13 protein-coding genes are annotated in these 12,281 nt (G+C 45.9%); 12 read left to right on the top strand and 1 reads right to left on the bottom strand.

Features of this window, described 5'->3' with window-relative positions; genetic code table 11:
* The first annotated feature begins 386 nt into the window (after positions 1-386).
* A complete protein-coding gene (locus tag I592_RS14690) occupies positions 387-809 on the top strand; it encodes a RidA family protein (protein WP_010779427.1) in 423 nt (140 codons plus the stop codon).
* 33 nt (positions 810-842) lie between these two features.
* On the opposite strand, the gene I592_RS14685 is transcribed toward I592_RS14690, so the two are convergent.
* Positions 843-1,850 (bottom strand): YeiH family protein, encoded by a 1,008-nt coding sequence (locus I592_RS14685; protein ID WP_010779428.1) that lies wholly within the window; start codon positions 1,848-1,850, stop codon positions 843-845.
* 174 nt (positions 1,851-2,024) lie between these two features.
* On the opposite strand from I592_RS14685, the gene I592_RS14680 reads away from it, so the two are divergent.
* From I592_RS14680 to alsE, 11 genes are all read left to right on the top strand, one after another.
* The gene (locus I592_RS14680; RefSeq protein ID WP_010779429.1) at positions 2,025-2,864 is read left to right on the top strand and encodes a LysR family transcriptional regulator; all 840 of its coding nucleotides are present in this window, start codon (positions 2,025-2,027) and stop codon (positions 2,862-2,864) included.
* 85 nt (positions 2,865-2,949) lie between these two features.
* Positions 2,950-3,981 (top strand): C39 family peptidase, encoded by a 1,032-nt coding sequence (locus tag I592_RS14675; protein ID WP_010779430.1) that lies wholly within the window; start codon positions 2,950-2,952, stop codon positions 3,979-3,981.
* A gap of 228 nt (positions 3,982-4,209) precedes the next feature.
* Positions 4,210-5,196, top strand: coding sequence for a hypothetical protein (locus tag I592_RS14670; protein ID WP_010779431.1), 987 nt, complete (start codon positions 4,210-4,212; stop codon positions 5,194-5,196).
* Positions 5,197-5,424: 228 nt separating this feature from the next.
* Positions 5,425-5,997: a LemA family protein gene (locus tag I592_RS14665; protein WP_010779432.1), complete on the top strand. Its 573-nt coding sequence runs from the start codon at positions 5,425-5,427 to the stop codon at positions 5,995-5,997.
* Between the two features lie 16 nt (positions 5,998-6,013).
* A complete protein-coding gene (locus tag I592_RS14660) occupies positions 6,014-7,327 on the top strand; it encodes a TPM domain-containing protein (RefSeq protein WP_010779433.1) in 1,314 nt (437 codons plus the stop codon).
* A gap of 339 nt (positions 7,328-7,666) precedes the next feature.
* Complete coding sequence (locus I592_RS14655; RefSeq protein WP_010779434.1) at positions 7,667-9,154, top strand: BglG family transcription antiterminator; 1,488 nt, start codon at positions 7,667-7,669, stop codon at positions 9,152-9,154.
* Positions 9,141-9,569, top strand: a complete 429-nt coding sequence (locus I592_RS14650) for a PTS sugar transporter subunit IIA (RefSeq protein WP_010779435.1) — start codon at positions 9,141-9,143, stop codon at positions 9,567-9,569. Before I592_RS14655 ends, I592_RS14650 begins: the two co-directional genes overlap by 14 nt.
* A 12-nt stretch (positions 9,570-9,581) precedes the next feature.
* A complete protein-coding gene (locus I592_RS14645; protein WP_010779436.1) occupies positions 9,582-9,899 on the top strand; it encodes a PTS fructose transporter subunit IIB in 318 nt (105 codons plus the stop codon).
* Between the two features lie 11 nt (positions 9,900-9,910).
* Positions 9,911-10,360 (top strand): fructose PTS transporter subunit IIA, encoded by a 450-nt coding sequence (locus tag I592_RS14640; RefSeq protein ID WP_010779437.1) that lies wholly within the window; start codon positions 9,911-9,913, stop codon positions 10,358-10,360.
* 13 nt (positions 10,361-10,373) lie between these two features.
* Complete coding sequence (locus I592_RS14635) at positions 10,374-11,474, top strand: PTS fructose transporter subunit IIC (protein WP_010779438.1); 1,101 nt, start codon at positions 10,374-10,376, stop codon at positions 11,472-11,474.
* Positions 11,475-11,492: 18 nt separating this feature from the next.
* The gene (alsE, locus tag I592_RS14630; RefSeq protein ID WP_010779439.1) at positions 11,493-12,197 is read left to right on the top strand and encodes a D-allulose 6-phosphate 3-epimerase; all 705 of its coding nucleotides are present in this window, start codon (positions 11,493-11,495) and stop codon (positions 12,195-12,197) included.
* Positions 12,198-12,281: the final 84 nt, after the last annotated feature.

Genomic DNA, 12,281 nt, shown 5'->3' with positions numbered 1-12,281 from the left:
CCGTTATGATTGCAATCATAAATTAATTTAAATGTCATTTAAATTTAATTTTAAAAAGGAGAATTTCTATGAACGCGACGACTACGAAGCAAATGATCATTATTATTAGGCTTAGGACTTGAGACTGGTTTTGAAAAAAACAGTTTGAAGTCCTGTTTGACATTTGTTGAGTGGGATTCTCCAGCATCTCACTAACTCTAGTGAGGTGCTTTTTTTATTCATCCAGCGGGACTGTTTCGTCAGTCAGAGCCGCTGGAGGATAGGGCACAAAAAAGGACTTCTTTATGAAGCATCCGCTGTCAGCCCTATTCGCTGCCGTGAGGAAGCGAAAGGATTTACAGCGAACCAATGGTTTGTTGATCGTAATTAAAAAAGGAGTGGGAAAGATGGAAAACAACGTTAAAAAAGTGAATTTTCAAGAATCGGCGATCTATACGGTCGATACAGTGGAGGCACCAAAAGCAATTGGGCCGTATGTTCAAGGGAAAGTTGTGAACGGGATGCTTTACGCGTCAGGGCAGATCGCGTTGGACCCGGCAAGCGGTGAATTGGTTGGTGAAACCATCGAGGATCAAACGTATCAAGTGCTGCGCAATGTCGGCGGTGTTTTAGCGGCTGTGGGGGCAGATTATGATCAGGTAGTAAAAACCACCTGTTTCTTAAAAAACATTTCCGACTTCGCGACATTCAATCAAATCTACGCGAGCTTTTTCGACAATGAAAAACCGAGCCGCTCCTGTGTGGGCGTCGCTGATTTGCCCAAGGGTGCATTGGTGGAAGTGGAGATCTTAGCGGTAGTGGATGAATAAAAAAACAGAGCGGGATATCCCGCTCTGTTTTTATTAGATATGCAATAAGAAAATAAACAGCAAGGCGGCGATGGTTTGGACAGCGCCGACGGACAGGCCGTAAATCAAGAAACGGGGACCTTCCTTTAGGAATTTTCTGAAATCCAATCGCAGGCCGATCGCTGCCAAGGCGATCGTTTCAAACCAGGTACTGATAAAGTGCGCCGCTTGGTTGATAAAAGCGGGTAGTGGAAAGAAGCTGTTGGCGATACAAGCGATCAGGAAACAGAGCACATACCAAGGGATCGGGAATTTCTTTTTAGCGGATGTAGTCGTTACGACACCGTCACGACGAACTTTTTGTTCAAAAATAAAGACGACGACGACTAAAAAGATGATTCGTGTGATCTTATAAAGCATCGCGAATTTGACGGTTTCGCCATTGATCAAGCTGGCGCCGGCAACGACTTGCCCGACCGATTGAAGGGTGCCCCCCAGCAACGCGCTTTTTGAGAGCAGGGCGTTTCCGAATAGATGCATTCCGAGAAATGGCAAGGTCAGCATCATCACCGTTCCGAGTAAATTGACGAGGGTGATGATCTGGCCTTTTTCTGTATCATCTGCCTCGATACTTGGTGCGATCGCACCGATCGCGGAGGAGCCGCAGACGGCATTCCCACCAGCCATCATCAGGGCCATTTTTTCATTAAAGCCTAACTTGCGGCCGATCGTGAAGGCACCGATGATCACGGTAGTCATCATCAGCACGATAAAAATCAGGCCTTTGAGCCCCATTTGGCTGATGGTTTGGAAGGTCACAGTAAAGCCTAATAGGACGACTGAATATTCCAGCAGGCGGCTTTCAGAAAATTTGGTTCCGCTGGCTAAGCTGGGCTGCTTAAAAAAAGTGTTTCCTAAAAGTATCCCTAACAGGATCGCTAACGTCGCTGCACCGAGTTTCGGGAGCAGGAGCGCTAACAGTTTCGCACCGACAGCAACAGCGAGAGATAAGCCGAAGCCGGGGAGCAATGTTTTTATTTTTATGATTGTATGAGTAGACATGTTCATCTTCCTTTTTTGTTTGGTCGCTTTTCAAAAATTGAGAATAGCTGATTATAAAAGCGAAAATACGCGCGTTTTTTGCTCTTGACGGAATATATTATACAGAACATCTTCCATTAGTATAATTTATTGATATAATAGCTTAGATAGAAAAACATAATGGAAGTGATTGCGATGTTCAAATGGTTAGAAACCTTCAAAGTTGTTTATGAAACGAGGAATTTTTCAAAGGCGTCAGAGATTTTATTCATCTCCCAACCAACGGTCTCCTCTCAAATCAAGCAGTTGGAAAATGAGTTGACGACACAGCTTTTTATACGCAGCGGGCGGAAGGAAGTATTGGTGACACCGCAAGCGGATATTTTGTACGAACGGGTCGTGGATTTGATCGACGATTGGGAGAATCTTTATCAGGCGGTTCAGACCAATCAGCAGCAGATCGTTCGCTGTGTGATCGGCGCCTCCCATACGTTTGCGAATTATATGCTGCCGTCACTTTTGATCGAGCTGCATCAAAAATTTCCGCAAATTCGCTTCAGTGTTCAAATGATGAATTCGCTGGAGGTCCTACAGGCAACAGAGCATCATTCGGTGGATCTGGGGTTTATTGAAAAGCCGCTGTCTGCGGTAAGTATCAAGCGATTCCCTTTGATGGAGGATCAGCTGGTTTTGGCTGGCGATACGGAAAAAGGTCCATGGCTGGTGCGGGAAAATTCATCTGGAGTCTACTATTATACGAAGCGTTTTTTAGAAGAGAAGGATATCAAAGACCCGGTGATGGAGATCCAGAATAACGGGATCATCGTCAGTCTTTTGAAGCAGGGGTTTGGTTGTTCCTTGATTTCAGAGCGGGCGGCGAAGGGGATTTCGTATCAAGTATTAGATGACAGTTTTAAACGGAATTTCTATTTGCTTAAACGAAAAGCCAAAGCTTCGGAGGAAATTGAGCAGTGCACCGAATTTATTTGCGAGTGGAGTAAACGGTCGGGGGATTTCACGTCAGAGATGCTATAATCAAGAAAGTAGAAAAAAATTTTTGATTAGAATGCGATTTGACACGTTATTTTTTAGTGAGCTTAATAAATTGGAGGACAGGAAAATGAAAAGGATTGGTTTACTTGTTGGTTTGTTGATAGGACTGATTTGTCTGCCCGTTTCTGCAAAGGCTGCCGGCGTTGCCATGTCGCGGCTGTATAACCCCAATAGCGGCGAACATTTTTATACGGCGAATACGAATGAACGGGATCATTTGACCCGAGTTGGCTGGCGCTATGAGGGGATCGGCTGGAATGCGCCCACAAGCGGCAATCCAGTGTACCGCTTGTACAATCCCAATGCGGGCGATCATCATTACACCCTGAACGCGGGGGAACGGGATACGTTGAAGCGCGCAGGTTGGCGTTACGAAGGGATTTCGTGGTATTCACCAGGCAGCGGTGCGCCCTTGTATCGCTTATACAATCCCAACGCACGAAGCGGCTCCCACCATTATACGCTCTATGCGTATGAACGCGACGACTTGAAGCGTGCCGGCTGGCGTGATGAGGGGATCGCTTGGTTCGGGCTTCAGGGCAACGGATCGGACTATGTATTGTTGAACGCGCCTTACATCAATCAAAATTCCGCAGGGCTGCCGATGGGCTGTGAAGCGGCGGCATTGTTGCAGGCATTGCAGACGAAAGGGTACGCGCGAAACTACAATCTGAAAAGCTTTATCAAAGAGATGCCGTTAGCCGCGGATAACAATCCGAATCACGGCTTCGCGGGTCGTCCGGATATCGTCATGAACAATGTCTATCAGTCGATCTTTCCAGCGCCTTTAGCAAGCTGGGGCAGTCGTTACGGCAAGGTCGCGAATATTTCCGGCAGCTCGACAAACACCTTGAAACAAGAATTGCGTAATGGCAATCCAGTCGTGGTATATGTAACACTGAACTTTGCCGGCCCGCAATATGGCAACTATTTCTGGGGAACAGGGATCAATAATGCCCACATCATGACCTTAGACGGGTACAATCAAAACAGCAACACGTACCATGTTTCAGATCCTAACGCTGGGAAGTATTGGGTCGCAGCCAATAAGTTTGAAGCAAGCTATAATTTGAAAAAATATGCGGTCGTCGTGCGTTAAGCGATACCTCGCGTTAAGGAAAGTTCTTGTCCGATGGGGATGAGAACTTTTTTTGATTTCCAAGTCCCTAAAAGCAGTCCGTTAATAAAATCATTGTTATTTATTCCTTTTTATAAAAAAAATACTTTATTTAGAATTCGTATTTTTTAAGAATAGCGGTATTCTAGATTTATCAAAGAAAGCGCTCGCAGGACTGAGTATGCGAGAACGAAAAGGAGAAGAGGACACATGCAGACGAAACCATTATCAAAACGACAACTTTTCACGATGAAACCAAAAAGCTTGGCAAAAAGAGTACAGGATTCTTACCAAGAAACGCAGAATACAGCGTTTATCATTGAATGCCTCGTCGCGATCATGGTTCGTCAGGCGTTATGCAGGGAGGAATTTACGCAGCCGCTGATTCCTCTGATCCGCGAACTGTTCCTAACAAAAGCTGCTGATCCGACGATGCGCCGCTTCAGCCCGTTCTTCGAAGTATTTTTTGACGAAAGCGAATGGCGCAGTATCGTCGCCCGGATATTCAACCAGCAGCAGGAGTATCATGCCGCAGCAAAAGCTGTGAAGAAGATCAACGTTTATTTGACAGAAAAACGCGAGCGGCACGACACGAACACCGTTTCCGTCTTCAATCTTACTTCCGTTTTCAAAGACGCGAAGGGCAAACGGCACACATGGACCTTGCGTGATGTCGATGCAGCAAGATCGGAAAATGACACGGCCGCTTTGCTGAAGGTGTTGACGAGTCTAACGATTCTGGAAACGAATGGCACCCGTCAATTTGCGGAATACGTGAGATGCAAACGCTTTGAAACGAGTGTGGATATGGTCCATGAAGAAGCGCAAGAAGAGGTAGTGGCAGAAGTGCAAGCAGAAGCGCCAAAAGCGCCGAGTCAAAAACCAGCAGTGACGAAAAAACGTCCAGTGACGCATGGGGAAATGCTGCCGCAGCAAGCTATGACTGAGGACACGGCCCCAGCCGCAACAGCCGTGGCAGTTGAAGAGGAATTCGTTGATCAAGAGACCTATGAGCTTGCAGAAGCCGCCGTTGCAGCGATCGCCAGAGGGAAGAAAAAGCCGGTGGATTTTCGCAAGCCGAAAAGTGAAAAGCAGAAAGAACAAGAAAACAAAGAGATGCTCTTGAGAAGGCAAAAAACCAATAGCGGCAAAAGAAGCAGTAAGACAAGCGGCAAGAGAAAAAAGAAAAGAAAATAAGGTCGAGCTATCCTACAGGAAAAGTCAGTAAAATAGCCACGTTTCTTTCTTTCAAGTAAAATGAAACCAACGAAAGCGTTCTCCAATGACGTGAAGAAAAGCCATAAACCTATATTGTCAACCGCTTAGCTGAAAAATCAGTCGAAAGTCTGAGGTGCAGGTTTTCCCGAGTGATATAATTAGCTCAATCACAAAAAATAAAATAATCAGAAAAAGGTTGGGATAAAAATGAAACGAAGAGGTTCAGGTATCATTGTTGGTATAGGCGTGATCATACTAGCAATCGGCGTGTATTTGGTAACGACATACAACTCGTTGGCTTCAGAAGAAAATAACGTGGATGCAAAATGGTCGCAGGTGGAAAATGTGATGCAGCGGCGGGCAGATTTGATTCCGAATCTAGTGAACAGCGTGCAAGGCAGCATGAATCATGAAGAAAAAATCGTTAAGGAAATTACAGATGCGCGTAAAGCTTATAATAGTGCAAAAACGCCCTCTGAGAAGAACGCAGCGAACAATCAAATCGACCAAAGTTTAGGTACGATGGTAAATGTCATTCAGGAAAATTATCCGACACTGGCTTCAAATGAAAATGTGAAAACCTTGATGGTCCAGTTGGAAGGCACAGAAAACCGAATCTCTGTTGAACGGAAGAACTACATCGACCAAGTCAATGACTACAATCAACGCTTGGTTCGCTTCCCGAAAAATATGGCAGCGAAAGTGTTAGGCTTCGATAAAAAGGCGAATTTCAAAGCCGATGACAAGGCCAAAGAAGTGCCAGATGTTAGTTTTCAATAAGAATGGGTGAGGGAAAATGAGAAGGGAACAGCGTACTTCAGGAGAGAGGCTCCATCAGGTAGTCGTCGAGAATTACCGCAAGCTGCGCAAACGCAACGGGGTCTTTTCTTTCCTATTGATCATCGTTGTGCTGGTTAGCGGGTTTGGTCTGTTCAATCTGTTTGCAGGGAAGGACTACAGCGAGAAAAAAGCGGGTTATGATCAGCAGTTGACGACGTTAGATCAAGAGCGAGAAGATATTTTGTCTGGTAAAAAAGTCACCGTCAGCCAATCCTTCAAAACGACGCTGGATGAGAATTTGGCAAACTTGAAGGAGTATCCAAAACAGGCCGATAATTATGACGTGGCGATCAAAGGAACAGACGGTCATTTGACCATCAATAAAAACAATATTTTTGTTTCTGACAATGCCAACATGCTGAGTCAGAAAACGAAGCAAAAAATCTATGATCTGAATAAACAATTGGCAGCGAGTACGAATGGGGCACAGCTTGAAGTAGTGACGGTCCCTGAGCTGCCTCGCGGAGAAGACATCGAATCTTACGCAAATACGATTTTCAATCAGTTAGGTATCGGGGATAAGACCGAGAACAATGGGGTCTTATACTTGATCGCCTTAGATGAACGAAAATTCCGATTGGAAGTCGGCTATGGGTTTGAAGGGCTGATCCCAGACGGGAAAGCGGATGACATCATTAATGACGATGATGTGGTGGATGCCTTTAAAGACAAAGATTATGACAAAGGGGTCAACCAAGTGCTGGACGAGGTATTTGGGATCATGAACACGAAGACCGCTTTGGTGGATTCTCAGATCAAAGGCATCAAGAGCCAGCGGACACAGCTCATGTTCCTCCATTGGTCAGGGATCGTTGTGCTTGGTCTGTTAGCAGTCGTGGGACTGCTGATGCTGGTCAATCTTTTACGGGCGAGAGTGTTCTTGAAGGAAAATTATAAAACCTATGAATCCGATACGGCGACACTTGCCAGTGATGAGGACTTGCTGCGGGCGGTCAAACATTCGGCGCTGTATCAAATTCTTTTGAGCAGCTTGATGGTCGGATTGTCTGTACGTGGAATCAAACGGGCGATCATCCAAGGTAGATTACTGAAAAATCCGGGGGCAGAACGGAAGATGTTTGGACGCGTCTTGATCGGGGACACGTTGTATTCCGGCAATGGGGATATCCTGACTACCGCTTATTTAGCATCGAATTACAACTCTAGCAACTGGTCTGACAACAACAACAGCGGCTCAGGCGGAGGCGGCTCTTGGGGCTCCTTCGGCGGCGGTTCTTCCGGTGGCGGCGGCGCATCCGGCGGCTGGTAATCCGCGAGTCTGCACCAATGGCTGTATTTTGAACGATCTAACTGAATAAATGCGGCTCGATTTCAATCGAAAAACCGTCAGATAGAGGTTTCTGTCTGACGGTTTTTTTGTTCTATAGTTTATGTGTTCGCAGTTTTAGTGAAGAGGCTGCCTATTTTTTTCTGGAGGATCGTCCTGTATAAATCCTAGAAGTTAGCCAAATCCTTATACATTCTGAACAGTTCCTGACTATAATAAGTCGAGGAGCTTTCTTTTTTGTCCGTTGCAACGGTCAAAACCAAGTGAAGCGTTTTCTTTCTGACGCGTTATGATAAAAACAAGAAGGGGAGGTCGATAGCCATGGGAGCAAAGAATAATCGTGAACAAAGGCTGTTACTACTTCTAACGAAACGACATGACTATATCACGTCCGATGAATTGGCGGAGCACCTAGGAACTTCGCAAAAAACGATTTATCGCCTGGTCAAAAAAATAAATGAAACACAGGGCGAGGGCCTGATCCAGTCAGAAAAGGGGCGAGGCTACAAATTAGACTACGAAAAATACATCAATCAAACCAATTATCAACCCAGCCAGCGCAGCCAATACTCTCCACAGGAACGCAGAAACCGTGTGATGGAGGAGCTGCTGCTCTCATCGCCTAACGCGAAAAATGTCTATGACCTGTTTGAAGAATATTATGTCGGCGAGTCAGTCATCTTCAGTGATGAGCAGCTTATCGCAGAGCATCTGCAAAGCTATCGGTTGAAATTAGAACGAAAACAGCGGACATTAGCAGTTTTGGGAGAAGAAGCCAATCTCCGTCGTGCCATCGCTGATTTGATTCAGATGCACAACATTATTGAGATCGACGAGTTGAAAAACAATTCGGAATTGAATTTCAACAATTACGATGTGCTGTTTATCTTGGACCAGTTAAAGGTGATCGAAAAGCAATTACAGCTGACGATCCCGTATCCTTACAACGTCAATATTTTTTCCCATTTGTATATTTTGATCAGCCGACTGCGGAAGGTCCACAAACTGCCGAACGGTGAAATGAGTCCGCTTTCTAAAAAGGAACAAGAAGGATTGCAGCAGGACACCGCGCTTTACCAGGTGGCTAAGGCAGCGATCGGGAATGTGGAGAATTACCTCCACAGCAGTTTGCCGGAATCAGAGGTGTATTACCTGTATCAATATTTGACCTCTTCTCGGATGCAGGGGTCCTTGAGCAAAGTAACGAAGTTTTCTTCACGCGTCGTGGATATCACGAATACCTATTTGAAGGGCATGGGGCAACGGCTGAATATTCCTATTAAAGGGGATTCGATCTTTCTTGATCTGGCAAACCACATCAAGCCGATGATCAACCGGTTGGAACACGGGATTCATGTAAAAAATAGTTTGCTGGATCAGATCAAAATGACGTATGAAACGATTTATTCAGACGTTACGTGTGTCTCGCAAGAAGTCAGTCAGCGTTTCGAGCTGCCGCCAATCAATGAAGATGAGAACGGCTTCATCACCTTGTATTTTGCTCGGATCATCGAGACCAATCAGTTGCCGATCCGCACCGTGATCATGTGTACGACAGGGGTAGGGACTTCCGAGCTTTTACGAGTCAAGATCGAGAAGAAGTTTCCTGAGCTGGAGATCGTAGACGTGATTGCCTCAAGAGATGCGAAACGCTTTACGGAAAAATATCCGGGCATTGATTTGATTTTAACGACGGTCAGTGTCAGCGATACGATCCCGATCCCATCCTTGTTGGTCAGCGCGATGTTCACTCGAGACGATCAAAACCGACTGCAAAAGAAAATCGAGGCGATCTATGATGAACGATAAGCTATTTCATGTGTTTTTAAACCAAGAGCTGACGAATAAAGCACAACTTCAACGCTTCATCGCAATGTTTGCCAATCCAGAGGAAGCCGATGCGTTGATCGATTTATTACAACAGCGGGAAAAAGTCGGCAATACCATGATCGCGGAGCACGTGATCCTGCCGCATTTGGAAAGTCCGAAGATCAAGCAAAGCCAAGTCCTGCTGATCCGTTTGGCAGCACCTGTAGATTTAGACGAAGAGACCCCTGAGGTCCAGCTCGTCGTGACGATCTTACTGAAAAGTCAGGAAAGCCAAGAAATCAAAAAGCAGATCGCGCAGTTTACCCGGCGATTAGCAGATGAGGATTTTTTGGAAGCATTACTAACTGTTGAAAGTGACACACGTTTTAACCAACTATTAGAAGACAACCATTAGGAGGAACAATAAATGAAAATCGTCGGAGTAGCCGCGTGTACAGTGGGGATCGCCCATACGTATATCGCCCAAGAAAAATTAGAAAACGCCGCAAAAAAAGCGGGCTGTGAAATGAAAGTAGAAACACAAGGAACGATCGGGATCGAAAACGCCTTGACGCAAGAAGAGATCGATCAAGCGGACATCGTGATCCTAGCAGTGGACGTAAAAATTTCTGGAAGAGAACGCTTTGAAGGCAAACGAATCATCCAAGTACCGACAGAGATCGCTGTAAAATCACCCAACAAATTGATTGAAAAAGCGCAGGAAGTCGTTGCCCAAAAGATCTAGGAGGAGTTCAGATGGAAGTAAAGGATATTGTAGACGTAGCGATCGTCAAAACCAATATGGCCGCCAAAACCAAAGACGAAGCATTGAATGATTTGGCGACGCAATTGAGGGACAATGGCTACATTTCAGAAGTAGAAGGATTTATCAAAGACATTTATGTACGAGAAGCGGAGGGCCAAACGGGCATAGGCAATTACATCGCGATCCCTCACGGTAAAAGCGCCTACGTCAATAAAGTCGGCGTCGCTATCGGCATCAATCAAGAGGAGATCCCATGGGAAAGCCTGGACGGTAAAGGCGTGAAGGGCATCATTCTTTTTGCTGTCGGAAACGACAATGAGGGGGCGACCAAGCATTTGAAATTATTGTCGCTTTTTGCCAGAAAGCTTGGAAACGATGAGGTCGTCGGTAATTTGCTGCAGGCGAAAAAACCGGAAGATGTTGTAGAAGCATTCGCTTAATGGAGGAAGAAAAATGAAAAAAATCAAAGAGTTAAACCTTAAAGGGCATTTATTGACAGCAATCTCTTACTTGATTCCGATCGTCTGCGGGGCAGGGTTCTTGATCGCGATCGGGATGGCGTTTGGCGGATCAAGCCAGGATGCATTGGTGCAAGGGCAATTTTCAATTTGGGATGCCTTAGCGACGATGGGTGGTAAAGGCTTAGGCTTATTACCGGTTGTTATTGCGACGGGGATCTCGTATTCGATCGGTGGCAAGCCAGGGATCGCTCCCGGCTTTATCGTTGGGTTGACGGCAAACGCGATCGGCGCAGGCTTCATCGGCGGCATTTTAGGCGGGTACTTAGCCGGTTATTTAGTTGTAGCTATTTTAAAATATGTAAAATTACCAAACTGGGCCAAGGGCTTGATGCCGACATTGGTGATCCCCTTCTTAACTTCGATCATCGGCGGCTTGATCATGGTGTACATCATTGGCGCACCGATCGCAGCCTTGACCGCATTATTGACAAACTTCTTAGATGGATTGGGCAACTCATCCCTATTAGTCTTCGGAGGTGTGATCGGATTATTGAGCGGTATCGATTACGGCGGTCCGATCAACAAAACAGTTTTTGCCTTCGTATTGACGATGCAGGCTGAAGGTCTGAATGGTCCTATCACGGCATTACAGCTGGTCAACACAGCGACACCGATCGGCTTTGGGCTGGCGTTCTTTATCGCAAAATTGTTCGGCAAAAACATCTACACCAAATTAGAAGTAGAAACATTGAAATCAGCGGTACCGATGGGTGTCATCAATATCGTTGAAGGAGTCATCCCATTAGTCATGAACGACCTTGTGCGCGGCGTTGCAGCAACAGCGATCGGCGGTTTTGCCGGAGGCGCGACAACGATGATCTTAGGCGCAGATGCGACGGTGCCATTCGGCGGGGTGCTGATGATCCCCACGATGTCTCGGCCATGGGCAGGGGTGATTGCGATCTTAGTCAATGTGGTAGTCACGGCTGTCGTGTTGGCAGTGATCAAGAAAAACGTCACGGAAGAAGACGCGACGATGCACGTTGAAAAAGAAGAAGAAGACATTAATTTAGAAGACATCCAAATCTTTTAAACGGAAAGAGTGTGACCCATGAAAAAAGTAGAATTCTCTCCATCATTAATGACGATGGACTTAGATAAATTTAAAGAGCAAATTACCTTTCTGAACGATCATGTGGATTCCTACCACATCGATATCATGGACGGTCATTATGTCCCGAACATCACATTGTCGCCATGGTTCATCGAAGAACTGCGGAAGATCACGACGCTGCCGATGTCTGCCCATTTGATGGTGACAGATCCGAGCTTTTGGGTGCAGCAGCTCATCGACTTACAGTGTGAGTGGATCTGCATGCACGCAGAAGTCTTAGACGGCTTGGCATTCCGCTTGATCGATCAAATCCATGACGCCGGCCTAAAAGCAGGGATCGTCTTGAATCCTGAGACACCGATCGAAGCGATCTTCCCTTATATTGAATTGGTGGATAAGATCACCATCATGACGATCGATCCCGGCTTCGCGGGACAACGCTTCATCGAAAGCACTTTAGACAAGATCGTTGCATTACGGGAATTACGAGAAGAAAAAGGGTACGGCTATGTGATCGAGATGGACGGCTCCTCCAATCGAAAATCCTTTAAGCGCATCGATGCAGCCGGGCCGGACATTTACATCGTCGGCCGCAGCGGACTCTTCGGCTTAGATGAAGAAATCGCAAAGGCATGGGAAATCATGGTCACAGATTACGAAGAAATGACCGGAAAAACGCTGGAGTACAGCGAAGCAACATAACGTAAAAGTATGAGACCTGTAGTCGAGAGACTGCAGGTTTTTTTGTTTGAAGTTGATGTTTCTTATTATAAAAAATAAGGAGCC

The organism is Enterococcus gilvus ATCC BAA-350 (genome assembly GCF_000407545.1).
Lineage (GTDB): Bacteria > Bacillota > Bacilli > Lactobacillales > Enterococcaceae > Enterococcus_A > Enterococcus_A gilvus.
This window is presented reverse-complemented; position numbering and strand designations above follow the sequence as displayed.